We start from the raw sequence: 26,923 nt of genomic DNA, 5'->3' as shown, positions 1-26,923 counted from the left end.
GAATGAAACATGAAAAAGATCCTCAATAACCAACTCGGCACGAAGTTCGCCTTCGTGCTGTTTTTGTTTGTCTTACTGCAAATCCCGCTTTCAATGGTCACAGGGCTGATCTCAGAACGCTCATATCGCCAAGATGAAGTCAGAAACGACATCGCACGCAGCAGCAGCGGCGAACAGCGCATCATTGGTCCATTCATCATGGTTAATTACACCGAAACCAGTTACCGAGATGACAAAGTACAGATTAAAGAGCGTCGTAAATTTCTTTTACCTAGCACTTTTGATATGAGCGCGAATCTGGACAGTTTTGAAAAGTACCGAGGCATTTACCGCGCGCGTTTATACAAAGCACAAGTGGTACTGAAAGGCACTTTTGATGCAGACGATCTCGCGGCGTTGCAGGGGCTTGATATTGACAACATGAGCCTAGTCGTTGGCATTGAAGACAGCCGTGGATTGATTCGTTTGGATGACATGACCATGGCGAGCTCTTATATCGAAGTCGCACCGGGAACGGGGTTAAATCAGTTACCACAAGGCTTCCACAGTGATCTGACACTTGCAGACCTAAACCCAGCACAACCTTTGGCATTCGATCTTAACTTCTTGCTACAAGGGATGGGGCAGCTTCAAGTCACACCAATCGGCAGTCAAACAACGGTTGAACTCTCTTCAACTTGGGCACATCCAAGCTTTATCGGTGATTACTTACCGGTGTCATCAGAAGTCTCTGAGGATGGATTTAATGCACAATGGGCGAGCAATAACTTCTCTACCAATATCGCGCAGCTGTTCCAAAGCTGTTTGTCATCGAATCACGCTTGTCACGAGCTTGAACAGCGACAAATGGGCGTAGATTTGATTGATCCCGTGGACCACTATTTGAAATCCCACCGAGCTGTGAACTATTCACTATTGGTTATCACATTAGTGTTTGCGAGTTTCTTCTTACTGGAGCTGTTCCAAGCGCGTCCGGTTCACCCTGTGCAATACGGTTTTATTGGTCTGGCTTTAGCGCTTTTCTATCTGTTGTTGATTTCGATGAGTGAACATCTGGGCTTTAACTGGGCATATGTGGTGTCGGCAGTCGCATCGACGGGGCTTTTAAGTGTGTACGTGAGCGGTATGTTGAGCAACACCAAACACGGCGCGATATTCGGAGTGTGTTTGCTCACTCTCTACGGATTACTGTTTGGCTTGCTACAAGCAGAAAGCTACGCATTGGTTATGGGGACATTACTGTGTTTCGCGATTTTGAGCTTCACTATGGTCATTACACGCAACATCGATTGGTACGCACGAAATAAGAAAGAAGAAGAAAGTGCAAAGGCGAATCATGAAGATATTTAAGCGAGCAACTCTCACTGGTCAGCCAAGCGATATGGTGGAAGAAACGTGCGCTATCCACCTGCGATTTTCTGCAAAAAATGGACTGAAAAGCTTGGTGTGTTTTATCGCATTGGTCGTTATTGCGCTCTATATTCGAGACAGCTTTATTCGTCCGACATTTGGTGATGTTCTGGTTGTGGTTTGGCTCTACTACTTTCTTGCAAGCTTGTTCTCCATGCCCGTTAACTGGCTGGTTTCACTGGTGGTGTTGATTGCGTTTGCTGTCGAGTTGGGGCAATTGCTTCAGGTCGTAGCTTGGCTTGGTATCGAACCTTCATCGCCTCTGGCTGTAATTTTGGGCGCCACATTTGATTGGAAAGATCTGCTGGCTTATAGCATCGGAGGTCTACTGTGTTGTTGGATGGAAAAGCAATGAAAACCGAGATGAAAGCCATTGCGCTACCAAACCGACTCCGCCATTCCAAACGAGGTATTCGTAAAAGGATCAAAATCAGTTTACTCAAGCGCGTGTACCTTTGGTCACTGACCAATAGAGAACTACTGTAGCGCTACTTCTCTATCTGAAATACAAAAGGGAATCTTAACTCACCGGCGCACAGGTGAGTTAAGACTCCCTTTATTATTCATTGAGACGTCTAGCTGCTACTTTTAATTAGCTTTCAAATGAAAGTTTCTCGCCGAACGTCTCTTTCCAGTCTTTATCGAACTGCTCAACCGCCGGTTTTACTGCTGGGTGAGCGAACATTTGTGCCGCCACATCGGTTGGCAATGTAATGGCTTCGATGCCCAGTTTCATCACTTCCATCGCTTGTTGAGTGTTCTTGAAGCTGGCTGCCAAAATCTTCGCTGGTAGTTGGTTTTGATCGAGCAACAATTGAAGATCCGCGACCACTTCAACACCGTTGCCGTTCATCGCATCAATGCGGTTTACGTAAGGTGCTAGGTAGTCAGCACCGCACAGTGCCGCTAGGAAACCTTGTTGAGCTGAATAGATAGCCGTGGCGAGAACCTGAATTCCCTCTTTTTTCATTAGCTTAATTGCTGCTAAGCCGGTTTCTGTTGCTGGCACTTTTACCACTATATCGTAAGGCAATTCATTCAGTTGGCGCGCTTCTGCCACCATACCTTCGACGGTTGAACTCACGACTTGAGCGTGAAAGCGAGGTGTACCGCCAAGTGCTTCTTGCATGCCTGCTAGGGTTTCATTCAGTCCCTGTTTTGACTTCGCCAAAATGCTTGGGTTTGTCGTCACGCCTTTTAGCGGTAGGCACTGGTTAAAGCGTTTTACTTCTGCCACATCAGCAGTATCTAAATAAAGTTCAATCATGGTTTCTACCTTAAACAAAATCTTCGTTTTGATGATGGGATCACTATAGATCTGACAATCGAACGAGATCTTGATTTTGATCAATTGAAGTTTCATTTGAAACTATAATAATTTCATTAAATGAAAGTTGAGTGAAACTTGTAAACGCTCAAATGAAGCTTTCAGTTCGAACAAAGAAAAGCCGCTGATAAGACTTAACCAGCAAGAAACGGATTAAGTACACAGCGGTAGCACAGACCAAGAGGCAAGCAGAGATGTATTTCAATATCCAACGATTCTCTACCCATGATGGCGATGGCATTCGTTCCATTCTTTTTCTTAAAGGATGCAGCTTGTCTTGCCCTTGGTGTCAAAACCCAGAAAGTCGCAGCGAAAAACATTCACTGTTGTTTGATCAGCGAAGCTGTATGGAAGGTTGCCAACTGTGCGTTTCTGCTTATCAAGCCACAACTCAATCCAGAGCGGATAGTGAAACGGTGAGCGATGGTATTCAACGCATCGACAACCAGATCATCATCAATCGCAAAGCCATCAAAGAAGACCAGCTGATCGCGCTGCGAGACGTCTGTCCTACGCAAGCACTGACTGTCTGCGGTGAAGAGGCGAAATCAGACATGTTGTTCGACACCTTGATGAAAGACAAACCTTTCTACGACCAAAGCCAAGGTGGTGTGACCTTCTCCGGTGGTGAGCCACTCATGCAAGCAGATTTGGTGGCAGAACTCGCGCAGCGTCTGCATGACAACCAAGTCTCTACCGCCATTGAATCGTGCATGCATGTGCCGTGGAAGAATGTCGAAAAAGCCGCGCCGCATATTGATTGCTGGTTGGCGGATTTAAAACACACTGATGAAGAAAAGTTTCTTAGCTGGGCGAAAGGTTCACTGAAACGCATCAAAGACAATTTCCGAAAACTGGCACCTATCGCGAAACGCATTGTGATTCGTGTTCCCGTTGTGCCGGGGTTCAATGACACCATCGAAGAGTTGAAAGACATCATCGATTTTGCGGCTTCACTAGAAAGCTGCCAAGAACTTCACTTGCTGCCGTACCACACGCTCGGCATCAATAAATACCGTTTGCTCGATATGCCTTACGAGTGTTCTGACAAGCCACTAAACAAACCAGAACTGCTAGAAAGCGCCATGCAATACGCAAGCGAAAACACCCAACTTAACGTGATTGTAAGAGGTTAACTATGGACCTGAATTACCTTCCTGAGCGTATCAAAGCGCACAAATCGGCACTGGTAAATATCGTAACGCCACCTGTCTGTACCGAGCGTGCAGAGGCATACACTCGTGCTTATCAAGCAAACGAAGACAAACCTGTGATTGTCCAACGTGCGCTAGCACTGCAAGAGCACTTACGCACTCGTACGATTTGGATTAAACACGATGAGTTAATCGTCGGTAACCAAGCGAGCAAAGTGCGCGCTGCGCCTATTTTCCCAGAATACACTGTACGTTGGATTGAAGCGGAAATTGATGAGCTAGCCGACCGTCCTGGTGCAGGCTTTGCGGTCACTGAAGAAGATAAACAAAGCATCCACAGCATCACACCGTACTGGCGTGGCAAAACCGTTCAAGACCGTTGTTATGGCTTGTTTACTGATGAGCAGCAAGAGATCTTAGCCAGCACCATCATTAAAGCTGAAGGCAACATGACTTCTGGTGATGCGCACCTTGCGGTGGATAACGAGAAAATCTTGAAGCTAGGCATGAACGGTTTGTTAGAGGATGTTCGTCAGCACCGTGCTAACAATGATGTTTCGACCTTTGAAGGCTTGAAGAAAGAGCAGTTCTATAAATCAGTCGAAATCGTACTGCTTGCCATTCAAGATCACATGGTGAGCTACGCTGAATTAGCAGCAAAAATGGCGTTAGAAGAGACGCGCCCGCTGCGCAAAGCTGAGTTAGAAAGCATTGCGGCAAACTGTCGTCATGTAGCAAGCCACGCACCAGAAAACTTCTGGCAAGCACTGCAATTGAGCTACTTTGTTCAGTTGATGCTACAAATCGAATCGAATGGTCACTCGGTTTCTTTCGGTCGTATGGACCAATTCCTCAACGAATTTTATGTTCGCGATATCGAAAACGGCACGATTGAAAAAGACTTTGCACTAGAGCTTTTACAAAGCTGCTGGTTGAAGCTGCTTGAAGTAAACAAGATTCGCTCTGGCGCGCACTCAAAAGCCTCCGCAGGTTCTCCGTTGTATCAAAACGTGTGTATCGGCGGTCAGAAGTTGAATGAAAAGGGTGAACCTGAAGACGCAGTGAATCCCCTTTCTTGGGCGATTCTGGAATCTTGTGGTCAGTTGCGTTCGACGCAACCTAACTTGAGTGTGCGTTACCACGAAGGTTTGAACCAAGAGTTCTTAATGGGTTGTATCGAAGTGATTAAGTGCGGCTTCGGTATGCCTGCGTTCAACAACGATGAGATTGTTATTCCTGAATTCATCAAGCTTGGTGTAGAGAAAGAAGACGCTTACAACTACGCATCTATCGGCTGTATCGAGACGGCGGTTCCGGGCAAATGGGGTTACCGTTGTACGGGCATGAGCTTCATTAACTTTGCTCGTATCCTGCTCGCTTCATTGAACGAAGGTGTGGATGCAACAACGGGTAAAGCTTTCTTGCCGCACGATAAGTCATTAGCAAAAGGCAACTTTGAGAACTTTGAGCAAGTAACGGCTTCTTGGGCAGAGCAAATCCGCTACTATACCCGCAAATCGATTGAGATTGATACAGTCGTCGACAGCGTACTTGAACAGCAAGCTCAAGACATCTTCTGTTCAACGCTAGTGGATGACTGTTTGGCTCGCGGTAAAACTGTGAAAGAAGGCGGCGCGAAATACGACTGGGTATCGGGCTTGCAAGTCGGTATCGCCAACTTGGGTAACAGCCTAGCAGCAATCAAACACCTTGTTTTCGATGATGCGCAAATCACCCAACCAGAGTTGGCAAAAGCATTGGCAGAAGATTTCGACGGCATGGAGAACGAGCAGCTTCGCCAACGTCTTATCAACTTTGCACCAAAATACGGTAACGATGATGATGCGGTAGACCAACGACTGGCAGAAGCGTACCAAGTGTACATTGATGAGCTAGAGCAGTTCGTTAATACGCGTCATGGGCGTGGTCCAATTGGCGGCGGTTACTACGCAGGTACTTCAAGTATCTCGGCAAACGTCCCATTCGGTGCTTCAACCATGGCAACGCCAGACGGTCGTAAAGCGAAAACGCCATTGGCAGAAGGTGCAAGCCCGTCATCTGGCTCAGACCGTTTAGGTCCAACGGCTGTGTACAATTCGGTCGGTAAGATCCAAGCAAATAAGATCCTTGGTGGCGTGCTGCTTAATCAGAAGTTAAGCCCGGCAGCGGTTGAGTCTGAAGGGGATAAACTCAAGCTTTCTATGTTGATTCGTACCTTCTTCAACCACCACAAAGGTTGGCACGTGCAGTACAACATCGTCTCTCGTGAGACCTTGCTAGCTGCGAAGAAGAATCCTGAACAATATCGTGATCTTGTCGTGCGAGTTGCAGGCTACTCAGCGTTTTTCACCGCGCTATCACCAGATGCTCAAGATGACATCATCGCACGTACTGAGCACGAGCTGTAAGTACACTGATTAACTAAAACAAAAGGCACCGATTGGTGCCTTTCGTTTGAATACTTAATCCGCAAATGACTATACCTGAACGCATTAAAGCTTGTGCAAAATGGTCACGCATTTCTTCGTGACGTTGTCGTACTCTTTCGTCATGTAAGCGGTAGTGATCGCGCCCTCTTTCATGATGCAAATGGCATCGAGTAATGAAGCGTTGTCTGATTTGAGATAGCGTTGAATTAGCTCTCTGACTTGCTGTTTATGGTAGCGGCAATACGTTGCGATCTCGCCACTGTCGTCACTGAATTCCGCGGACGTACTGATGAAAAAGCAGCCGCGAAACTCGCCCAATTTTTCTTCAGAGCCATGAAACCAGCCGTTGAGTGCTGTAAATAACTGATCGATCACCTCCGCGCACGTTTGTGCTGAAGAAAGCTTTTCCTCCAACCATTCCATAAATACTTGGTGGCGTTGTTCTAATGCGGCGATGATAAGCGCTTCTTTGCTCTCAAAATGGTTATATAGCGTGCGTTTAGCCACGCCGGAAACATTGAGGACTTCATTGATGCCAATAGAGTTGATGCCTTGTTTATAAAACAGTGACAAAGCTGTGTCGATCAATAACTGTTTCTTTTTGTTCATAACTACGTCCTCAAAAAGTTCCATAAACACATATTGACAAAGGTAGACAGATTTGTCTATTTTATTTTGTAGACAATTCGGTCTACTTTGAGGTGTTTATGAATAATTTAATTTTATCGTTGGTTGCCGGGCTTGGCGCTACGTTGGCTATTGGCGTATTGTCCTACGCTGAGGTATCACTGACGGAGGTTGTACTCCTGATGGCACCATTTGGTGCTACCGCAGTACTGGTGTTTGGGGTGCCTAGCAGCCCTCTCGCTCAACCAAAAAACGTGATCATTGGTCACTTCATTACGGCATCTATCGGTATTGCGTTTAGCCAGTATGTTGACGTCACGCCGGTCACGCTCGCGATTGCGACGGGGCTAGGTGTGTCTGCGATGCTGATTACGAAGACCACTCATCCACCTGCTGGGGCAAATCCAATTTTGATCATGGCGTCTGGGCAGGGATGGAGTTTTCTCTTCACGCCTGTCCTGATTGGCGCGGTAGTGATTGTTCTGGTCGGTAAAGGGTTACAGTTGCTACAAAGTCAGTACTTAAACCCTCGACTGAATGGTCAGAAGACCTAGTCGGATTGTAGTTAGAGCCGCGAAAGGGAGTGATCTCTTTTGCGGTTTTATCTTTTGTCGGTTTGCAAAAACAAAATCTGATTCTCTCTTGGTATTCAGTCGTATACATCAACATGGTAGTTAAATTGGTACAATGCGATGAACAGAATCCACCCTAAGAAACTATTGCACAGTAAATGGACGGCAATTTCACCTAAAAACAAAGAGAAGCATTTTGTCGTGACAGAAATGGAACTAGATGAAGATGGTAACGTTGTGAGATGTGTCATCGAGGCAGTCATTAGTAAACGCGACCGAGAGATGAACTGGCAAGACCTAAAAGACTCTGAGCAATGGATGCAAGGGTGGAAGTGAGTGACGCTTCGTTGTTGGGCGAATCAAGCAGAAACGTGCGTTGCGAGTAGGCAAAAGTGGTGCTATCTGATACGTTGATAATTCGTTCTAACGCCCACTCAAAGGATTAATTATGATTGATTTCGACAATTCCTCTGTATTTAAGCTTAAGCCGATTGACGTTTCTAATGCCAGAGAAGACTTCCTTAAGTTCTTGATTGATGGTGAGACTATTTTCGCTGCTTTTAAAACAGTTCGTGACCAAGTGGTGTTTACGAACAAGCGAGTGATAGCGGCAAATGTGCAAGGGATTACCGGCTCAAAAGTGGATTACACTTCTTTGCCTTACAGTAAGATCAATGCATTTTCTATCGAGACCTCTGGTACTTTTGATTTGGATTGTGAAATCGAGTTCTTCATGAGTGAGGTGGGAAGAGTGCGTTTTGAAATTAAAGGCTCGTTTGATTTGATTTCTTTCAACCGTATGGTTAGTGAGTATGTACTAGGTTAAGGGATTAGAAATGAGAGCTTCGCTGAGAGACAAAATTATAGAGGTCTGTGACAAAAAGATCGCGAGTAAAGGTGAATTGGTTGGTCTCTCATTTTATGCGTTTTTCGCTAATAAAAATGACGACCCAGAGCTGTTGATGGAAGCGGCTACGTGGTGGATTCAGACTCATCAGCTCGACCACTTCGAAAAAGCAGTAAAAATAAAATCAATGGTCGAGTCGGGGAGCTAAATTAAAAAAAAGAAGTAAAGAAAGCAGACAAATGCTAATAACGTTGCGGACAAAACAGGGTAGATAATGTAAGAGTCCTGCTTGTTGGTTCGTTGAAAACATAGCGAAACAAGTAAGACGTTATAAACAACAAGTAACAAGCTGATCATGGTTCCGCTGTTTAGTGTCATACTTGATAGCTGAGTTAAGAAAAACGCCAATAAAAGGTAATCGAAGACAATGAGCCATAAAAAGGCTTTCTTTAGTAAGTCGCTTTTTCTTTTTTCGGATGATGTTATGTGCATATAGAACTCAACTAAAAAGTCACAGTAACAGAGGCTTTGGTTAGAGAGGTCACCATCAGAGTGGTGACCTTTTAAGGTTATAATTCTTGAATTTTTACTTCGCTGGTGGCGGTATCGCCGGAGTAATTGATGACTTCTTGACGAATGACTGGTTGGTTAAATTCAGCCTTATCTTTCGCTTTTTGCAGTTCACTTTCTTGGTGGTTGCCAAAAAGGGTCTCAAGCACTTTAGCGGCAGGAGTCGTTAAAACAAACAGCTCAATACGACGGTTTTCGCTAGAATCTGGCTCATCAGGATTAAGCAGCGCTCTATCTGACATACCCGTTACCTGCATTACTCTATCGTCCGGCATACCGCCTTCAACTAACGTATTTCTTGCTACGTCTGCTCGAGAGGCTGATAACGCCCAGTTAGATTGACGACCAAAACGCTTTTTAAATGGAATTGCATCTGTGTGTCCGCTGATGATCAGAGGGTTGTTAACACGATGAAATATAGGCGCTAGTGCGAGCAGTAAATCTTCAAAAAAAGGAGTAAGTTCTGCACCACCACGGCTGAACATATGCTGTTTGTAATCATCTTGAAGGACGATACGCAAACCTTGTGGTGTCACCGTGACGTTTACATTTCCCTGCGCATTAATTTGGGCAGTCATTTGCTCAATTACTTTCGCTAGTGCGGCAAGTTGCTCTTGAGTATCGAAGTTACCAGGAATCAAAGAATCAATTTCTGGTCCATCCCCATCACCTTTGAAGTAAGAGCTTACCACATGGTTGGAGTTGTGTTTACTTGGCACAGAAGAGTCCTGTGCCAAGTCGATAGGAGAAATACTTTGTGATGTATCAAATGGGTTGCCGTAACTCTTGTCGAATACGCTTGAACTATGCAAGTGGGCAACAATCGCTTTACGCTCTTCTTTGTCTACCACCTGCATAACCCAAAGTACAAGAAACAGCGCCATTAGGGCGATCATGAAGTCAGCAAACGCGACTTTCCACGCGCCGCCATGAGACGACTCATCATGGCTGTATACTTTGGCACGTTTGAACACTACATGCTCTTGTTTTTGCATTATCCCTCCTGTTCAGCTAACCACTTCTCCATTTGGTTGAATGTTGGTTTGATGTCTAGCTGAATATGTTTACGACCAGCGTCAATGGCGAGCAATGTCGGCTTTTTCGCTACGTAGGCAACCAAGGTTGCACGAACGCACTCAAAAGCAGTCATATTACGTTTTACTCGCTGAGCCATGGCGTTACTTAGTGGATCTAAGCCACAGTAACAACCGAAAATACCAATGAATGTACCAACGAGAGCTGCCGCAACGTGATAACCAATCATAGCGATTGAGCCATCAATAGCTTGCATGGTGATAATGATGCCACCAACTGCTGCAAGAATACCGAAGCCAGGTAGTGCTTCTGCTGTACGCTGTAGTGAGCGTGAAGGTAAAAGCATTTCGTTCTGTATTGCTTCGATTTCTTGCTCTAGCAGTCCCTCTAATTCATGAGGCGACATCTGTCCCATTGCCATTAAACGTAAATTGTCAGTAATGAAAGAAATTAGGCGATGATCTTCTGCGATCGTCGGGTAAGCGAGGAACATAGAGCTTTGCTCCGGAGCCTCAATATGAGAATCCAGAAACTTGTATCCGCGGTTTCTCGCTGTCTCTAGCAAGTTGTTGAGTAGTGCCATTAATTCCATGTAGTACTCATGCTCTTCTGTTGGACCTTTAATGGTCGCTGGCACTTGGCGACGCATTTCTTTCAGTACATGAGGCGGATTACCGATGATCAAAGAACCAGCAGCGGCGCCAATAATGATAAGGAATTCGGCTGGCTGCCAGATAGCACCTAAGCTACCACCGGCCCACATATATCCACCGAAGACGCACACCAGGATAGTGAGCACTCCAAAAAACTTTTGCATCTTGTGACTCCTAAGAGGACATTAATTGGTTGAGTTGTTTCAGCGCTTGTTTGTGAAGCTGACATATACGAGGTGGTGTCAGATCCAATACCAGAGCTATTTCGTGTAAGTTGAGTTCATGTTGATAGAACAGAGTCAGGAGCAGTTGATCGCGCTTAGGTAATTTACCCAAAGCACTGTCTAAACTACGACGAATATGTTCATGTTCCATGCCATCGTATTGCCCGCCAATGTAGCTATCACCGCTGCTCTCCATCAGTTGGTCAAGGCTTTGCATCTCGCCTGCGAGAGCGGCATTTTGGCGGTTGTAATAATCTTGCTCATTCGTCCCTAAAGCCTGGATGATTTCGGCATCCGTTGGCATTCGACCTAACGTTCGAGTGAGATCTCGAGTCACGTCGTTGAGCTCGTGGGCTTGTTGACGAGTCTTACGTGAACGCCAATCTAGTCGGCGTAATTCGTCTAAAATAGCTCCCCGAACTCGACAAACGGCGAAAGCAGGAAAGTGAGGATCGTCAACATCGCCATATCGGCGTCCAGCCTCGACTAGAGCGATAAGGCCTATCTGCTGCATATCTTCAATACTACAGTGAGAAGTGGCATGAACGCGCAGCTGGTTAACTACGCGTTTTACCATGACCTGATGACGTTGTAGCAATGCGTTTTCATCAATTGGTCGTGACGGTGTTGTCACTTCCTCTTCTGTGGTGTAAGTGTCTTGTACATTCATGTCTAACATGGTTGTGCTCCGTTATTGCACAACATATTTAGTCAACAAAACATCGTCGATTTCTCGGACGATGTCTGTTTTGGCAAAAGCGAGTAGAAGCGTTTGCTTCACTTCGTCTTGCAGAATATCGATGGCACCCGCTTGCTGTAACTGATCAAACGTTTTGTCGCTAAACAGTTTTAATAGAGAGTTTTGTACCATAGGCATGTATTCATCGATCTCTTTGATACGCTCTGGACGGCGTGTCTCAATTGCCAGTTCTAGCATCACAAAGTGAGTCTGTTTCTTGCCTTTAACGGTCAAAACGACTTTGTCCAAAGGATGGAAGCTAGGACCTTTACTTGTCGGTTGTTCTGTGACCAAAAAAGACAGTGGAGAGTCTTCGATCAGTGAACCAGAGTCAGGTGACTCTTGAGCGTGTTTGTTTAAGTACCAGATTCCGCCCATAATTGTGACGGCCGAAACGAGGGCACTGGTGATGATCATGGCGATAAACAGGGCGATCATTTGTTGTTTGGTCATAACCTTTTTCCTCGAAGATTCACTAAGCTTGAGTGCTTAGCCAGTGTTCTGAATAGTTAGTTGTTGTCGTGGTTTGGAATTCACCAGATTCTCGTGCGGCGAAAATATTGGCGTCTTCTTCGTTTGCATGTGGGTCATTTCGACCTTGGTTTTGATCAGAGCCAACATTGACATCGACATGAACGAAGTTTTGCTCTTGTAACTCAGTACGCAATCGTTCCGAAACTTGCATTAAAGCTTCTCGTGTTGCTGCGGCATTGGCGTTGATGTGGACACTTAATCGGTCACCTTCAACACGTACAAGTAAATCCAATTTCCCTAAGTCTGGTGGGTCTAGGCGGATTTTTGCTTCTTGTACATTTTGTTGAGCTTGGAGCGTCACGCGATCATGTAAAACTTGCATCATTTGCTCGCCCCACTTTCCGGCAGTGGTATCAACACGCACCGCTGCCCACTCAGAGCCTTGAGCTTGAACATGACTCGTAGCAACCGGTGAATGTGCAGGTTGTGTTGTAGGAGCTTGTGCTTGAAGTAGAGATGCGGTTGGTTGCCCTTGAACAGGTTGATTCAAAAGAGTTTGAAACTCAGCACCGGAGATAGGCAAACGCGAACTCGATGAAGTCGGCAGACTTTGCTTCACATCTTGTTTTGATGATGTGTTTAACATAGCGTTAGACGAATCTTGAGTAACAGACTTAACTTCGCTCGCAGCCATTAAAGATGACGCTTTTCCTAGTTTCTCAGCCTGCTTCTCTGCCATGGTAATCATACCCTGGGTTAAAGCTTGAGCTTGCGCTGCAAGATCAGTCGATTCTGTTAACCCTGGTGTACTGGTCAAGTTGGCATCCGGATCTGAAGCTGAGCGGTCATCAGTATCAAAACCATGACTTTGTACTTTGTTTGCGTTGTTCAAAGTAGAGGCCGTAAGGTGAAAACTCGGTACCGCTGACGCAGAGTTAAAGTCTTGCTCACCATTCTGCTTGTTCCCTGATTTAAAACCATGAGAAAAGCCGTGTACCGAGTTCGCTTGCTTGATGTGACCCTCATTGTTAGCTGGCGAATTACCCGAGTGCTGAGTGGAAGAAGGTATGATCATTGAGTTAGCTCCATGGTCATTGCTAATTGATAGGCCATAGCGCGTTCTTGATGGTCATTGACCATGTTCATCTCTTTTTTCAACTCGTTGGTCGACTTCTCTAATACTGCGAAGGCATTAGCGTGCACTGTTTTCGCTCGCTGGATTTCAGGTGCAAGCTTAGGATCTTTCAAAAAAGGCTTGTGACTGATCAAAAGCTCTCGCAACTGCAAGTCGTACCGCTTGAGCGCATGCCAATCGGCCGTTTTTGCGGCGAACTGGATGAGCTGAGATAAATGACGGAATCGCTCTGGCGATACTTTATGCTTGTTGTCCAAAATTCATCCAACCTTCACGAATGTTACCCATTACACGCTCAACGTTAACCAAGCGATTTGCATCGTTTTGCACGCTAGCGTAATAAAGTTCGACTTGGCAGAAGTCATACAGCTGGCGTAGGTTTTCCGCAATTTCACCGCCGTTTTCATCATCTAGAGCACTTGTTAGTCCAATCAAGATGTTCATGCATTTGTTGATTCCATTCCCTTTCTCGGCCAAACGATTTGCGGCTAGGTGGCCGCGAATACGTTCAACTTCATCGAGTAGGCCATCGATTAACATGATGACCAATTGGTGTGGATTTGCTGCTGCCGCTTGAGCGTCGAGATCGACTTGTTGGTACGAATCGTAACCAGAATCCATAAGCATGAATATTTCTCCTAAATTTGGAACCAAATGTCTTATTTTTGAGCATTAAACATGGACATGGTTTGGTTCATTTGGGTCATAATTGAATTCATTTGAGTGAATTGTTTGAGATAGCGGTTGTACGACATTTCGTACTTACGCTCTAAATTGGTTTGTTTATCTTTGATTCGGTCTAAGCTTGACTGTATTGCGTCTTTACGCGTGCTGAAGGTACCTGATGAGAACTTCAAGAAAGGCTCTACCATCGCGTCAAGAGAATCTAGCAAAGCGTCATCTCCATTAAACAACGCCTCTAAGCCTGCGCTGTTTGTTTGTTGAGCTTCTTTGAACTTTTCTTGATCAACTTTCATTTTACCGTTGCGGTCTAGGCTCACGCCGATTTCGCTTAGGCGCATACCATTGTGTTCACCTCGGATTAACCCCGTTAACTGACTCTCAATAGAACGCAATGTCGAGTCGCTAGCGAGCACGCCGCGTTTCTGATCTTCACCGCCAATTTGGGTGTACTGATCGATAGTCGAAACAAGGGCATTGTAGGTTTCCACAAACTTATCTAGTTGTTCTTTAGTGCCTTCGCTATCAGCTCCAATTTTTAAACCGATTGGCGAATCTCCCGCGGCTTGCGGTTTAGATACGGTAATGTCAACACCGTCGATGACACCTTCAAAAGTATTACTTGCGTTGGTTAGTTTCAGGCCTGAGTCTTTTGCACCTAGCCACATAACCGCATCTTGCGGAGCGTTGATTTGCTTGAGGTTGGTGAAGGCGTCTTCAAACCACGCTTGGCCAGTACCCGATGCAGATACGTTGATCTTATTTTCGACACCAGTCTCAGTGCTCGATAGCATAAAGTGTGTTTGACCATTCGAGCGAACTAGAGTGGCGTTAACGCCAGGGTTATCCGTGTGATTGTTAATCGCACTGGCTAAATCGCTGATCGTTGCAGTGCCGTCACCATTAACATCAACGGAGGACAAGTCTAGAGTCATTGTTTCACCGTTGATGGTGAATTCTAAAGATCCAGTTGTTGGTACTTCTGTCGTTGCCTCAAGGTCTGCAGGCATACCTGTAGATACTTGATGCGCCGTTGCCACTTTTTCTACAAAAATCTGATAGTTACCCGTTAGCGCTTTAGCATCCGCGTTTGCAGTAAAGTTACCTTCTTGAGAGAGTGTCGCACTGTTTTTGATGATGCTGTTTGTACTGTTATTCATCTCTTTCATTGCAGTACGAAAATCACGTAGTGCGCTTTCAACTTTATTAAAAGCTGACAGTTGTGACTGGTACACATTAGCTTGCGCTTGGTAACGGTTTTTGAATGGGTTTGTGTCCAATTGTGCGAATTGGGTTGCCATTTTTACTGGGTCTAAAGAACTCATGAGGTGTGCTCCTCTCATCTCTTATTGGCTTGAATACTTTGAATGCTACGCCTTAGTTTAATTATCAGTGGCAAGATACGTGCCGTATATTAAATTCAATTAAAACAAAGGTTTAAAGCTATTTTGTTTTCTTGGGAGGAAGTGGTGTTTCCACCTTGTTTGTTCCTCCTTCCTCCATGGAAAAAGTAATTTCCTTATAAGAAAAGGCGACCTAAACAAAGAAAATATTTAATTGTATTGACGGTTCTAATTAGGAGAGATGTTTTAATTGGACGTTATATTCAGCCTTTACTTCAGCTTGATTCAGATAATTCTTACAGAGTGCATTAATTGCGTTCTGATATTATTTTTGATAGTGCGAAGTGCAAGTGTTCTCACTAAAAATTAAATTTTTTACGTTTCAAAGAATGTCAGTTATGAATGAATTTGCGTTGCGATTGATGAAATGTGCTCGTGCATATGAAGAGTTCATTAACAAAAAACTATTAAGTAAACAGAGCATCAATTCTGATGAGATAGCTAGTATCTTAAAGGAAGCTAAGTTCAATTTTCCTGAACTTAGAGATAGTAAAATAGGAAGCAAATTAGAGACGATAGAATTAGAACTGTTTAATAAGGTTTTATTTAATATTATGTTGAAATTCGGATTCAGAGTGCCTGAATCTCACAAAGATAATACGAGCTCTATTTATATTCGTAGATAAAAATAAAGCCTTCCATAGGAAGGCTTTATAATTAAGACGATTTAAATTAAGCGCACTATTAACTAAGTAATTAGCGTAGTAGTGACATTGCCATGCTTGGAAGCTGGTTAGTTTGAGACAGAACAGTTGTACCTGCTTGCATCAACATTTGGTTCTTAGTCATGTTTGAAGACTCTACTGCAAAGTCTGTATCCATGATACGACCTTTAGATGCTGTAACGTTTTCTACCATGTTACCAAGGTTAGCCATAGTGTGCTCAAGACGGTTGATGTTCGCACCGAAGTCTGCACGAGAGCTACCAATTTTTTCTACTAGACCGTCAGCGCCGCTGATTTTGTCTAGTGCTGCTTTTGCTTTAGTCGCGTCATCGATACCATCTGTAATTGCTGCATCAGCAAGAATAGTAGTGATTTCACCGATACCTGCGCTTGCGCTTACAGTCAATGTTTCAGCAGAAGATGCACCGATTTGGAATGTTACGTCACCTGCACCGAAGCCGCCGCCTTTAAGAAGGTTTTGACCACCGAACTTAGTGTTGTCTACGATGTTGTTTAGTTCTGCAGTAAGCTGTGTGAACTCTTTGTTAAGAGACGCACGGTCTGTTGCACTGTTTGAACCGTTCAACGATTGTGTAGCAAGGTCGTTCATACGGTAAACGATGTTTGTCATTTCATCCATCGCACCTTCAGCAGTTTGCATCATAGAGATGCCGTCTTGTGCGTTACGCATTGCTACTGACATGCCGCGTGTTTGCGCTTCTAGACGGTTAGCAATTTGAAGACCAGCAGCGTCATCAGCAGCTGAGTTCACACGGTAGCCTGTGCTTAGACGTTCCATTGCTGTGTTTAGAAGTCCGCTTGTTGTGTTCATTGTGTTTTGAGTTACAAGCGAAGCGTAGTTAGTGTGCATTGATAAAGCCATCTTAGTCTCCTTAGTTAGTCACTATATCTTTCAGGCCTCGGGATATTCCCTTGTCACTAACTAGAGGCGGTCGGTCGGCTTTAATGATTAATTTGAAAATTAAAAAATTTCTAAAAAAGATAAAAATTGATGATTTTTAGTGATTTGTATTCCATGAAAACCGGGAAAATCATCATATAAGCCTAAATTTTTTAGTTAAGTTAAAGAAACTATTGCCCAATGATCTTGTGGTTATCCGTTATAAATAAAAAAACAGCACGAATAAATCGTGCTGTTTTAAATATAAATGGTTGAGTTTCAACTATTCCTCATCAAAAGACTGAAAGGAGAGAGAGGTTGGGATATCGCTGAAATAACCAAAATAATAACTGGCACCCAATAAACGATAGCGGTTAAGTTCCGTTTGACTCGCTACACGTCCGGCAACCCAAGTATATTTATGCTTTCTTAAGAACTTAGCAATAGGTAGGAAAGCGTGTCTTTCTTCTTTATCCTCTAGTGTGACTGACAATTTGATCATATCGGGACTAAAGTCTGCGACGCGCTCGAAGTTCACTTGCGATGTCGCGACTTCAAACCAAAGTGAATATGCATTCTCTTTTAACTTTTTGGTGAGTGTGGCGACTTTATCACTATCACATAACGTTTCATCAGCTTGAAGAGAAGGAATCACATGTTGAAAAGCAGAAGAGTGGAATTGAATCGTCTGTTCGAGAAAATAAACCCCAGGCTCCCAAAGTAATGCATCCACGCGAATCGGCACGACAACATTACTAATCAAGTCGTGATGAAAGGCTTCTAACTGAAATTGTGTTTGTCTTAGTGCAAGGTAAAGACTGAACAAATCCAGGCAGTACTGCATTTGTTCAGAGAGTTTGAATTGATAGACACTTTGTTCTCCACGCATACCAAATCTCAACGTCAGGTGTTGGAATTCTACTTCCCCTGATTGAGCTTCCCTAATTGCTTGGCATGCGTGTTGGACATCATTGTGTTTTAAAGCATCAAAGACTAATTGATCGTCATCCGTGACGATGTGTTGTACTGCGAGACCAACCAAATGTTCGTACATCGCATGTGTTGAAATAAGATTAACCAAGGTTTCCTACCACATTGATTTGTTTGTTTTCTGGGATTTCGTTGTAAGACAATACTGCCAGCCCTTGTGTAAATGTGCGAGCGTAACGCGCTAGAAGAGGGCGCAGCTGTGGCATAACGAGAAGGATCGGAGGTAGCCCCTGTTGTTTAAGCTGTTGTCTAATCAATGGCAAGTTTTGTTGGAACTGACCAAGAATGTTTGGCTCAATTGGGAAGCTATCTAGTGTTACCGTACCAGAAGATTGTGCTTGTTGCAGTGAAGTTAGTAGCATTTGTTCTAACTCATCAGACAGTGCGTAGACATTTAATTCGTTCTTTTGTCCTGCAATTAAGTTAACAAGCGTACGCTTTAGTGCACAGCGTACATCAGATGCAAGTAGGATCGGGTCCTTTGTATTTTCCGCGGATTCCAACATTGTGTTGGCAATCGTGCGAATATCTTTTAGTGGCACTTGGTCCAATAAAAGCTGGCGATATACTTTCAGCTGCTGTGCTGGATTAAGTGCTGCTGCTAATGCTTCTGCTAGTTTCGGGGCTTGTTGTGTCAAACGCTGGGTTATTGCTTCCACATCGTCGTGCGTAAACAATTCTGCAAGGTTTGTCTTCATGATTTTACTAATATGAGTGGCAATAACAGTGCCATCATCGACAACTTGGTAACCCATATTAAGTGCTTTTGCTTTATCTTGATGCTCAATCCACACAGCTGGCAACTGATAAGCAGGATCGCTACCCAAAATGCCATCTACCTCACCGTAAGTTTCGCCAACCGCTATCGCCATTAAACGCTCTGGTTCAATAAAACCTTGCTCAATGACTTCGCCATTTAGAGCAATTGTGTATTGGTTTGGCTTGAGGCTCAGATTGTCACGAATACGAACTTCAGGTAATAAAAAGCCAACTTGTTCAGAAAGGTTTCGACGCACACCGCGAATTCGTTGTGATAAAGGTGCCCCTTGTTCTTTGTTGACTAGATGGACGAGTCGGTAACCAAGCGCAAGTGATAATGTTTGGACGTGAGGAATATCATCCCATGTCAGCGGTGTATCATCGTCTTGCATCGCTTGTGAAAGTGCTTCGACCTCTTCAATCTGGGAGTCTTGCACTGGCTTCTTGGTTTGACGCCACCCTGCGAACGCTAATGCGCCAGAAAACGCAAAAAAGGCTAGGTGTGGCATACCCGGTACCATACCGATTACCGCCATAATACCTGCGACAGTAAATAGCGTTGCAGGAGTTGCCAGTAATTGCTTTTGCATGGTTTCCGACATGCCATTATCGCTATCATTAATTCGCGTAACGATAATCGCGGCAGCCGTTGCCAATAGTAGTGAAGGAATTTGAGCAACTAGACCATCACCGATTGTGAGTAGGGCATAAGTTTTAAAGGCGTCAGACGCAGCGAGTCCATGCTCGAAGACACCAATACTAATACCACCAATGATATTGATAAACAGAATCAACAAACCTGCGATGGCATCGCCACGCACAAACTTTGATGCACCATCCATCGAACCATGAAAATCGGCTTCGTTGGCGACTTCTTTACGGCGTAAGCGAGCCGTTTCCTGATCGATAAGGCCAGCGTTTAAGTCGGCATCAATTGCCATTTGTTTGCCTGGTAAAGCATCCAACGTAAAGCGGGCTGAAACCTCAGAAATACGTTCACCACCTTTGGTGATTACGACGAAGTTGATGATCATCAAGATGACGAACACCACCATACCAACGACGTAGTTACCGCCAATGACGACTTCACCGAATGCTTGAATGACCTTACCCGCTGCGTCACCACCATTATGTCCTTCTAGGAGTACAATTCGCGTAGAAGCCACGTTCAATGTGAGACGTAATAATGTTGCGACCAGCAAAATAGTTGGAAAAACAGAGAAATCTAATGGTCGCTTTGCGGTTGTGCTGACCAGCAATACTAGGATTGCTAAGACGATATTAAAGGTAAACAGCGCATCCAGTAGCAGAGGAGGCAAAGGAAGAATCACCATTGCTAATATCATTAGCAAGACGATTGGAATGCCAACGTAGCCTTTGGTTGATGTTTGAAGTTGTTTTAACCGGTTAAGCATACTTTCGTGTCCTTGGATAAACGCGGGTTAATCAGTGCTGCAAATGTTTTGGAATCGAAAAATGAGGTAAAGGAATTGGCTCTTTTCCCTCACCTTTACGAAAGGCTTTCAATTGCAAAACGTAAGTAAGAATATGTGCCACTGCGATGTACAGTTGGCTTGGGATTGCTTGTTCAATCGCCGTCGTGTGATAAATCGAACGGGTAAGTGGCGGGGAGTTAATGATTTCCACTTTGTTTTCTCGGGCGATACGTTGAATGTGCATAGCGGTTTCGTCTACACCTTTTGCGACGACAAAGGGCGCGTCAGAAAGTGAAGGCTCGTATTTCAGTGCGACTGCATAGTGCGTTGGGTTAGTGATGATCACGTCAGCCGTCGGCACCATTTTATCGATCTTACGGCGCGCAAACTGTTGCTGTATTTGACGAATACGTTGCTTTACTTCCGGACGACCTTCATTATTTTTAAATTCCTCTTTCAATTCTTGTTTCGTCATGCGGAGTTCTTTTAGGTGTTCCCAACGCTGATAAGGAATGTCGATAACCCCAAATAACAACAAGGCGAAGCCCATTAAGAGTAAGCCTTCAAACAGAATTGACATTACTAGAGAAAAACCTTGGCTGAGCGGGAGATTTTGCATGCCAAGTAATGGCTGTAAGTGGTTGTCTAAATAGCCATATAAGATGCCGAATATCACGGCTACTTTGAACGTTGACTTTAAGAGCTCAACCACTGAGCGGGTCGAAAAAATGCGCTTTATCCCGCTCAAAGGATTAATTTTGCTGAGCTTTGGCATCACGTTCGCGGGACGGAACATCCAGCCGCCTAGCACAAGGCTACTACCACAGGTCACGATAATAATGACGGTAAACAATGGTAATAGCATGTCTATGATGACCGCTAAACTTTGTCCCAATTGCTCGACAAGTTGTTTAGGATTTTCTAGGTCGGCTCGCGTCAGCATCATGTTGTAGCGAAAGATACCCGACATGCTTTCCCAAATACTATTAAGCTGAGAGTAAAAGTAGAGCGCCACTGCTAGAAATATTACCGCAGTAGTAAACTCTTTCGCGCGAGGAATTTGTCCTTCCTGGCGGGCTTTCTTTACCTTCTGCGGTGAGGCTTTTTCAGTTTTGTCTTGAGAAGATTGATCGCTCATGCTCCCCCCAACATAAAGTTACTCAAGTGTCTAATGGTGTCGTGAACGAGCGCCGTGTAGCGACCAGGAACACCAGAAACTGAGATTAATACGCTGAATAGACCCAGCAGCATCGTCATAGGAAAACCTAACGCATAGACATTAAGTGATGGTGCGGCTCGGTTCATTACACCAAAACTGATGTTGGCTAGAAGCATGGAAACAATAGCGGGCAAAGCCAAAGCGAGTGAAGAGGCAAACATCCAACCGAAAATATTGACAACACCTTGCAGAGAAAGCGATGTGATACCAGATCCGACTGGCCAAACAACAAAGCTTTGAATCACGATATCTATGACGAGTAAGTGTCCTTCTAGCGCGAGGAACAACAAGGTTGAGAAAATCAGAAATATGCGTCCCAAAATGGCGACAGAAAGCCCGTTAATAGGATCATTCATCATCGCCATACCTAAGCCCATTTGCAGAGAAATCACCTGGCCAAGCATGGTGAAAACGTTAAAGAGCATGTGCAAAATTAACCCAAACATTACTCCCCAAATAGCTTGCTCAAAAGCAAGGAACAGGGAAGTCATAGAGAATAACTCGACTTGTGGCATGGGTGGCATTAACGGTCCAGTAATGACAACGATCGAGAGGGCCAGTAAAGTACGAACCCAAACAGGAATAATCGCATCACCAAAGAAAGGCATTGAAATAAATACGGCTCCCACACGAAAAAACGGCCACCAGAGTTGACCGAGTATCGCCGAGAGCTCTGCAAATGTGATGGCCATTAGCCAATCATCCCTGGTATGTTGTGGAACAAGAAATCAAACAGTTCCATGATCTTACGTAGCATCCAGTGACCTGCAAAAATCACCATTAATAAGGTAACGAGCAAACGTGGCAAAAAGCTGAGTGTTTGCTCGTTGATTTGTGTGGCAGCCTGAAATACGGCGATACACAAACCGACAATTAAGCCTGGAACAACCAATACGGCAACCATCAAAATGATCAGCCATACTGCATCGGAAAATAACGTTACGGTTAGTTCTGGGGTCATAACTGCTCCTAGTTAACCGAAGCTGGCAGATAAGGTGCCAACTGTCATTGCCCAACCATCCACGAGTACAAATACCACCAACTTAAAGGGAAGTGAGACAATCAAAGGTGATAGCATCATCATACCCATTGCCATCAGGACACTGGCGACAACCAAGTCGATGACCAAAAACGGGATGAAAAGCATAAAACCAATTTGGAAGGCGGTTTTCAGTTCACTAATGACAAATGCAGGCAAGACAACGGCAAATGAAATATCCTCAACGTTTTGGTCGAGAGGCTCATTGGCAATACGTAACATTTGTTCAAGAGAACTTTGGTGCGTCTGTGCCAACATGAACTCTCTCACTGGTTTCTCTGCAACAGAAAAAGCCTGTATTAGCGTGATTTCGCCGTTGTCGTATGGCTGAAACGCATTTTCATAAATATCGCTCCAGACAGGGCGCATAATCAGCAAGGTCAATGCGAGAGCGATCCCGACCAACACTCTGTTAGGTGGGCTTTGTTGAAGACCAAGAGCTTGGCGCAAAATCGCAAGGACAACGACAATTCGAGTAAAGCTCGTCGCCATCAAAATAAATGCTGGAAGAAAACTGAGCGCCGTCATCAACAACAGAATTTGCAGTTTAACGCTGTATTCTTGTTGTGTGTCGCCATCAGAAACGGACAAGATAGTTAAGCCGTTGTCAGCCGCCATTGTTGGGAAAGCAAACAAAAGTGACACCAATACCAAAAGAGGTAACCAACGGTGCCAAGCGCTCAGATTTTTCATTGTGATGCCTACCTAAGATTATTGACCAACGCCACTCAATGCAGAGTCATGTACATCGATCAGACGAAGTCCATACTTATCATTGACAACGACAACTTCAGCGTGGCCCATAAGAGAACCGTTTACTTTCACGTCTAAAGGCTCGCCATTGAGCTTTTCCAACTCGATAACCGTGCCTTCACCCGCTTTCATTAAGTCCCCAAGTGGGATCTCCTTACTCGCAACTTCCAGCGTGACTGTGACAGGAATGCTTTTGAAAAAGCTAAGGTCACGTTCCGCAGTGGCTGGTTCTTGTTGGAGCGTATCTTCGGCTTCAAAGTCTTCTAATTGAAAATCATCAAAGTTCAGTTCTTCTGCGTCGAATGCATTAGTTTCTAGCGCTTCGCTCATCGCTGCGGTTCCTTATCAGGGTTAAAGATCAAAACAAGTTGGCCGTCTTGCTCGGCAATACGACCTGTAAATAGAGATTGGTTGCCAATGCTTACTGGAACCGTGTTAAGAAGCTCAATAGGTAAAATATCGTTGGGTTGTAAGCCAACCACATCACTTAAAGGCATCTTCTTTTTACTTAGAACAACGTTCAGTCGAACGGGGGTCGTCTCTAAAGAACGACAGAAAGGTTGAAACAAATCGGTATCAGGCTGCAGTTCAAGCTGCTCGATTAGCGTTTGAATAAGATGACCATCTAGCTTGAGATGAATTGAGCCTTGATGATCGTCAAACGCAATGTTTAATTGAACGTTAATGCCAATACCTCTAGGGGTCTCATACTCACCCGTGTCCCACATTTCACCAGGAGCAAGCCAACCGATGATGATTCGACTGATGCGCTCTTGTAAACGTAAGTCACTGGCCGTCAGAGTAGCGGCTGAGCGCTCTGCACTTGCACCATAAAATCTATCAGCCAACTTTATGAGCGTGTGAGGGTTACCATGGATGAATACCATGCCGCCTTCCTGATGTTGATAGGTCGACGTTTGCTCTTTGTCCATCTCAACCGATGTAAAGCGGTGCAAGTCTACTGAGGTTAAGCTAGCTTCCACTTTTCCTGTGCTGAGCCAATTTTGTAATTCAGTCGTAAGGTTTGAGCAAGATTCTGAAATTAAATTATCGAGCTTCTCACGAATGATATGAATAGGTTTGCCTAATAATTCTACATCAAGTAGTTGACTATCAGAAATAGGCTCGCTAACTCTATTTTCCATTTATATTTTACCGTGCGTTAACAATCGAAAGTGTTTTAACTTAATGGCGTGTAGTCTACACAGAAATTTTAATGATCTTTTAGCTCCAAACTCTAAGATTGTGACTTTAGTTCACATGTTGCTTTGTTCATATAGTCATAATCTTTTAATGAAATTTAAAAAGAGTTAGTTTTCTTTATAAATCGCTTAATAAATAAAATAACAATGTTGAGCGTTTTAGTTGTTATAGATTTTTTAAATTGCCTTTATGGCGTAACAACAACTTCAAATAAATAAATTATAAGATACTGTTTTTTATGCTTAAAGCTTCCGTTGGAGGCTAAGCGTGCTCTCTTGAGCGTTTTGTAACCAATTTTAATATTCAGAATAGGTAATTAAAATGATTAGCTATGCCAGTTCTCTCGGCTTGGTGGCATATTTAATTAAACGGTTTAAGTCATGGGAATGTAAGATATACATGAATCATGTCCGTTTGATAATTTGTAACACAATTATTGTTATCAGTTTTATTTTTTCAAAAGTGTCATATTCAGAAGAAGTCTTAACAATCCCTATGGACCTCTCTAAATGGACATATGAGGGAAATAAATTCAAATGCAACTTGTTGCAATTAAATAATGACTATGGGAAGTTTTATTTCCTAGCGGAACCTAATAATAAATTCTATTTTATTTCCGATATAGAATATGAAAACAATAAATGGAAAACGATTGCTTTAACAACTCAAAATGCTCCTTGGAGTAATGAGCTTTATAGAAAAGAATTTGGCTCCCTTGAATTTACTAAGCCGTCTCAGCGTTTCATCTTTAATAAAGGCGCTGAAGAATTCATGGATTCAATTGCTTCGGGTAGTTGGGTGACGCTGTCACTTAAAGGAAGTAATGCTTCCTCTGTTTCAGAGATTGTGATTCCTACTCTTCAAATTCAAAACGCATTGAAATCATTTAATGCGTGTCGCGCGCGATTGCCTAAATTGTCTTTTTCAGAGGCAAGGGATATGGCGCTCTCATTTGAGTTTGGTCAGAAGACGTTAAGTCGTGGACAGAAAGCAACACTAGAAGCGCTGTATAGCTATGTATCTGTGGATGATCGAGTGACCAAAATCCTCATCGACGGTCACACCGATAACGTTGGTTCAAGTTTAACGAACCTTTCTGTGTCACGTACTCGAGCAGAGCAAGTCACCAACGCTTTGATTGAGCTTGGGGTCGACGAGTCGATGATCGAAACACGAGCTCATGGTTCACGTTACCCAATTGCCAGCAATAACTCGGTTAATGGCCAAGCAAAAAACCGACGTGTCACCCTGCGTTTAGTGAGGGACAACGAGTATACGGCTGCGAAACACCACCCAGATCTACAATCACAAAATCAACAAACGAAAGTTAAGGTTCAATGATGACGAAAACGAAAATTTTGTTGGTTGAGCCAAATGAAGCTCTTGCTCAACCAGTATTGGATGTGTTGCAAAATGCAGGTTACACCGCGAAACACACTCGTACTGGTCGAGGCGCTTTGCTTGAAGAGCGAGCAGAAATCACTTTAGTGAGCTCTACGCTGCCGGATATGTGTGTTCGTGAGTTTGTCGCGTGTCACCAAAAGCAGCGAAATTCGGGTGTTGTTATTGCGATTGTCGATCAAGAACAAGGCATCTTGGCTGCTGAGACGATGAAAGCGGGCGCTACTGATTATCTATTACGCCCATTTGAATCTAATCAGTTGGTTAATCTGCTTAAACGTGTTGAAGCGTTAGGTAAGCCAATGGCCAACATTGTTGCGGAGTCTTGGAGAAGCAAACAAGTTCTGCAATTGGCGCATCGTGCAGCATGTACTAACGCGAGTGTGCTTATTACAGGTGAATCGGGAACGGGTAAAGAAGTGCTGGCGCGATATGTGCATGAGCACTCTCCGCGTATCAATGGTCCATTTGTGGCGGTTAATTGCGCCGCCATTCCAGAGTCAATGTTAGAGGCTGTGCTATTCGGTCATGTAAAAGGCGCGTTCACCGGAGCGACAAATTCTCAAAGCGGTAAGTTTGAAGAAGCAAATGGCGGGACGATTCTGCTTGACGAGATTGGTGAAATGTCACCTGCGGTTCAAGCGAAATTGTTACGCGTCCTTCAAGAGCGTGAAGTAGAACGTGTTGGCAGCCATAAAGCCGTTCAGCTCGATATTCGTGTTATTGCGGCAACCAACAAAGACTTACGTGAGGAAGTTCAAAAAGGCACGTTCCGTGAAGATCTTTATTATCGATTAGATGTGCTGCCTCTGCACTGGCCGCCTTTGCGTGAAAGAAAAGAGGACATTCTACCAATTAGCCAATTCTTTATTGAAAAGTATCAAGATAGCAGCCGCTGTCACCTATCCCAAGATGCGATTAGTGCGCTGAGTCAGTATCACTGGCCGGGCAATATTCGTGAGTTGGAAAATGTCATTCAACGCGCTTTGGTCATGCGTCATGGTGATTACATTACAGCCCATGACCTGATGCTGCCTATTGAGCTTGTCGCGTCAGTTCCTACAGCAGAGCCAACTGCAAGTTTTGGTCATGTAGAAGCGAAGAAGCAAGCTGAATATCAGTTTATTTTGGAAAAGTTACGTCAGTTTGGTGGAAACCGAACGAAAACCGCAAACGCGCTTGGAGTCTCTACTCGAGCGCTACGCTACAAGCTCGCAGCAATGCGAGAACATGGTATTGATTTACAGTCGGCACTAGGCTCGGCTGCCTAATAGGAG

Annotated in this window: 31 protein-coding genes; 11 read left to right on the top strand and 20 right to left on the bottom strand. The window is 44.3% G+C overall.

The window, feature by feature from the left end; all coding sequences use genetic code 11:
- Positions 1–9 precede the first annotated feature (9 nt).
- Both creD and R7044_RS11990 read left to right on the top strand, forming a co-directional pair.
- Complete coding sequence (gene creD, locus R7044_RS11995) at positions 10–1,350, top strand: cell envelope integrity protein CreD (RefSeq protein WP_033906691.1); 1,341 nt, start codon at positions 10–12, stop codon at positions 1,348–1,350.
- Positions 1,337–1,765, top strand: coding sequence for a DUF2809 domain-containing protein (locus R7044_RS11990; RefSeq protein WP_033906692.1), 429 nt, complete (start codon positions 1,337–1,339; stop codon positions 1,763–1,765). The genes creD and R7044_RS11990 overlap by 14 nt, the downstream gene beginning before the upstream one ends.
- A gap of 237 nt (positions 1,766–2,002) precedes the next feature.
- Here R7044_RS11990 and R7044_RS11985 read toward each other — a convergent pair whose 3' ends face one another.
- Positions 2,003–2,677, bottom strand: coding sequence for a fructose-6-phosphate aldolase (locus tag R7044_RS11985; RefSeq protein ID WP_025768603.1), 675 nt, complete (start codon positions 2,675–2,677; stop codon positions 2,003–2,005).
- A gap of 254 nt (positions 2,678–2,931) precedes the next feature.
- Here R7044_RS11985 and R7044_RS11980 point away from each other — a divergent pair, with 254 nt between their 5' ends.
- Both R7044_RS11980 and R7044_RS11975 read left to right on the top strand, forming a co-directional pair.
- Positions 2,932–3,873: a glycyl-radical enzyme activating protein gene (locus R7044_RS11980; RefSeq protein WP_025768602.1), complete on the top strand. Its 942-nt coding sequence runs from the start codon at positions 2,932–2,934 to the stop codon at positions 3,871–3,873.
- 2 nt (positions 3,874–3,875) lie between these two features.
- Positions 3,876–6,299, top strand: a complete 2,424-nt coding sequence (locus R7044_RS11975) for a formate C-acetyltransferase/glycerol dehydratase family glycyl radical enzyme (protein ID WP_225455596.1) — start codon at positions 3,876–3,878, stop codon at positions 6,297–6,299.
- 84 nt (positions 6,300–6,383) lie between these two features.
- On the opposite strand, the gene R7044_RS11970 is transcribed toward R7044_RS11975, so the two are convergent.
- Positions 6,384–6,929, bottom strand: coding sequence for a TetR/AcrR family transcriptional regulator (locus tag R7044_RS11970; RefSeq protein WP_225455595.1), 546 nt, complete (start codon positions 6,927–6,929; stop codon positions 6,384–6,386).
- A 98-nt stretch (positions 6,930–7,027) separates the two neighbouring features.
- On the opposite strand from R7044_RS11970, the gene R7044_RS11965 reads away from it, so the two are divergent.
- From R7044_RS11965 to R7044_RS11950, 4 genes are all read left to right on the top strand, one after another.
- Entirely contained in the window at positions 7,028–7,501 is a 474-nt protein-coding gene (locus tag R7044_RS11965; RefSeq protein ID WP_005374998.1) for an HPP family protein, read from the top strand.
- A gap of 138 nt (positions 7,502–7,639) precedes the next feature.
- Positions 7,640–7,855 carry a TIGR02450 family Trp-rich protein gene (locus tag R7044_RS11960; RefSeq protein WP_136976825.1) on the top strand — a complete coding sequence of 72 codons (216 nt, stop codon included), beginning with the start codon at positions 7,640–7,642 and terminating at the stop codon, positions 7,853–7,855.
- Between the two features lie 112 nt (positions 7,856–7,967).
- The gene (locus R7044_RS11955; RefSeq protein ID WP_005386881.1) at positions 7,968–8,345 is read left to right on the top strand and encodes a PH domain-containing protein; all 378 of its coding nucleotides are present in this window, start codon (positions 7,968–7,970) and stop codon (positions 8,343–8,345) included.
- A 10-nt stretch (positions 8,346–8,355) separates the two neighbouring features.
- Positions 8,356–8,574: a DUF6500 family protein gene (locus tag R7044_RS11950; protein ID WP_017634431.1), complete on the top strand. Its 219-nt coding sequence runs from the start codon at positions 8,356–8,358 to the stop codon at positions 8,572–8,574.
- Here R7044_RS11950 and R7044_RS11945 read toward each other — a convergent pair.
- The 9 genes from R7044_RS11945 to fliD all read right to left on the bottom strand — a co-directional run bounded on the left by R7044_RS11945 (position 8,571) and on the right by fliD (position 15,202).
- The gene (locus R7044_RS11945; protein WP_005375002.1) at positions 8,571–8,858 is read right to left on the bottom strand and encodes a hypothetical protein; all 288 of its coding nucleotides are present in this window, start codon (positions 8,856–8,858) and stop codon (positions 8,571–8,573) included. The two genes, R7044_RS11950 and R7044_RS11945, sit on opposite strands and share 4 nt — an antisense overlap.
- 77 nt (positions 8,859–8,935) lie before the next feature.
- The gene (locus R7044_RS11940) at positions 8,936–9,931 is read right to left on the bottom strand and encodes a flagellar motor protein MotB (RefSeq protein WP_225455594.1); all 996 of its coding nucleotides are present in this window, start codon (positions 9,929–9,931) and stop codon (positions 8,936–8,938) included.
- Positions 9,931–10,788 (bottom strand): flagellar motor stator protein MotA, encoded by an 858-nt coding sequence (gene motA, locus R7044_RS11935; protein WP_005375006.1) that lies wholly within the window; start codon positions 10,786–10,788, stop codon positions 9,931–9,933. Before motA ends, R7044_RS11940 begins: the two co-directional genes overlap by 1 nt.
- Before the next feature lie 10 nt (positions 10,789–10,798).
- On the bottom strand, positions 10,799–11,527 hold the full coding sequence (locus R7044_RS11930; protein ID WP_005375008.1) for a FliA/WhiG family RNA polymerase sigma factor: 729 nt from the start codon (positions 11,525–11,527) through the stop codon (positions 10,799–10,801).
- A gap of 12 nt (positions 11,528–11,539) precedes the next feature.
- On the bottom strand, positions 11,540–12,040 hold the full coding sequence (fliL, locus tag R7044_RS11925; protein ID WP_005375011.1) for a flagellar basal body-associated protein FliL: 501 nt from the start codon (positions 12,038–12,040) through the stop codon (positions 11,540–11,542).
- A gap of 22 nt (positions 12,041–12,062) precedes the next feature.
- A complete protein-coding gene (locus tag R7044_RS11920) occupies positions 12,063–13,136 on the bottom strand; it encodes a flagellar hook-length control protein FliK (protein ID WP_205391352.1) in 1,074 nt (357 codons plus the stop codon).
- On the bottom strand, positions 13,133–13,453 hold the full coding sequence (locus R7044_RS11915; RefSeq protein WP_005375013.1) for a hypothetical protein: 321 nt from the start codon (positions 13,451–13,453) through the stop codon (positions 13,133–13,135). The genes R7044_RS11920 and R7044_RS11915 overlap by 4 nt, the downstream gene beginning before the upstream one ends.
- Positions 13,437–13,823 carry a flagellar export chaperone FliS gene (gene fliS / locus R7044_RS11910; RefSeq protein WP_005375014.1) on the bottom strand — a complete coding sequence of 129 codons (387 nt, stop codon included), beginning with the start codon at positions 13,821–13,823 and terminating at the stop codon, positions 13,437–13,439. The genes R7044_RS11915 and fliS overlap by 17 nt, the downstream gene beginning before the upstream one ends.
- 32 nt (positions 13,824–13,855) lie before the next feature.
- Positions 13,856–15,202: a flagellar filament capping protein FliD gene (fliD, locus tag R7044_RS11905; RefSeq protein ID WP_005375015.1), complete on the bottom strand. Its 1,347-nt coding sequence runs from the start codon at positions 15,200–15,202 to the stop codon at positions 13,856–13,858.
- Between the two features lie 416 nt (positions 15,203–15,618).
- Between fliD and R7044_RS11900 the strand changes: the two genes are divergently transcribed.
- Positions 15,619–15,906, top strand: a complete 288-nt coding sequence (locus tag R7044_RS11900) for a hypothetical protein (RefSeq protein WP_005375016.1) — start codon at positions 15,619–15,621, stop codon at positions 15,904–15,906.
- Positions 15,907–15,976: 70 nt separating this feature from the next.
- On the opposite strand, the gene lafA is transcribed toward R7044_RS11900, so the two are convergent.
- The 9 genes from lafA to R7044_RS11855 form a co-directional block, all read right to left on the bottom strand.
- On the bottom strand, positions 15,977–16,828 hold the full coding sequence (lafA, locus tag R7044_RS11895) for a lateral flagellin LafA (protein ID WP_005375019.1): 852 nt from the start codon (positions 16,826–16,828) through the stop codon (positions 15,977–15,979).
- A 301-nt stretch (positions 16,829–17,129) separates the two neighbouring features.
- Positions 17,130–17,900, bottom strand: a complete 771-nt coding sequence (locus R7044_RS11890; RefSeq protein ID WP_017633491.1) for an EAL domain-containing protein — start codon at positions 17,898–17,900, stop codon at positions 17,130–17,132.
- A 19-nt stretch (positions 17,901–17,919) separates the two neighbouring features.
- Positions 17,920–20,010: a flagellar biosynthesis protein FlhA gene (flhA, locus tag R7044_RS11885; protein ID WP_205391354.1), complete on the bottom strand. Its 2,091-nt coding sequence runs from the start codon at positions 20,008–20,010 to the stop codon at positions 17,920–17,922.
- Between the two features lie 31 nt (positions 20,011–20,041).
- Entirely contained in the window at positions 20,042–21,169 is a 1,128-nt protein-coding gene (gene flhB / locus R7044_RS11880; protein WP_005375025.1) for a flagellar biosynthesis protein FlhB, read from the bottom strand.
- Positions 21,166–21,942: a flagellar biosynthetic protein FliR gene (fliR, locus tag R7044_RS11875; RefSeq protein ID WP_005375027.1), complete on the bottom strand. Its 777-nt coding sequence runs from the start codon at positions 21,940–21,942 to the stop codon at positions 21,166–21,168. Before fliR ends, flhB begins: the two co-directional genes overlap by 4 nt.
- Positions 21,942–22,211 carry a flagellar biosynthesis protein FliQ gene (gene fliQ / locus R7044_RS11870; RefSeq protein WP_005375036.1) on the bottom strand — a complete coding sequence of 90 codons (270 nt, stop codon included), beginning with the start codon at positions 22,209–22,211 and terminating at the stop codon, positions 21,942–21,944. The genes fliR and fliQ overlap by 1 nt, the downstream gene beginning before the upstream one ends.
- 12 nt (positions 22,212–22,223) lie before the next feature.
- Positions 22,224–22,982 (bottom strand): flagellar type III secretion system pore protein FliP, encoded by a 759-nt coding sequence (gene fliP, locus R7044_RS11865; RefSeq protein WP_005375037.1) that lies wholly within the window; start codon positions 22,980–22,982, stop codon positions 22,224–22,226.
- An 18-nt stretch (positions 22,983–23,000) separates the two neighbouring features.
- A complete protein-coding gene (gene fliN, locus R7044_RS11860) occupies positions 23,001–23,372 on the bottom strand; it encodes a flagellar motor switch protein FliN (protein WP_005375038.1) in 372 nt (123 codons plus the stop codon).
- The gene (locus tag R7044_RS11855; protein WP_005375039.1) at positions 23,369–24,187 is read right to left on the bottom strand and encodes a FliM/FliN family flagellar motor switch protein; all 819 of its coding nucleotides are present in this window, start codon (positions 24,185–24,187) and stop codon (positions 23,369–23,371) included. The genes fliN and R7044_RS11855 overlap by 4 nt, the downstream gene beginning before the upstream one ends.
- Before the next feature lie 379 nt (positions 24,188–24,566).
- Between R7044_RS11855 and R7044_RS11850 the strand changes: the two genes are divergently transcribed.
- Positions 24,567–25,586 (top strand): OmpA family protein, encoded by a 1,020-nt coding sequence (locus tag R7044_RS11850; RefSeq protein WP_225455593.1) that lies wholly within the window; start codon positions 24,567–24,569, stop codon positions 25,584–25,586.
- On the top strand, positions 25,586–26,917 hold the full coding sequence (locus R7044_RS11845) for a sigma-54 interaction domain-containing protein (RefSeq protein WP_017820535.1): 1,332 nt from the start codon (positions 25,586–25,588) through the stop codon (positions 26,915–26,917). The genes R7044_RS11850 and R7044_RS11845 overlap by 1 nt, the downstream gene beginning before the upstream one ends.
- Positions 26,918–26,923: the final 6 nt, after the last annotated feature.

The sequence above is a fragment of the Vibrio sp. 1402 genome, assembly GCF_033340275.1.
Note: the sequence above shows the minus strand (reverse complement) of the source record. Positions and strands in the feature narration are given on the sequence as shown.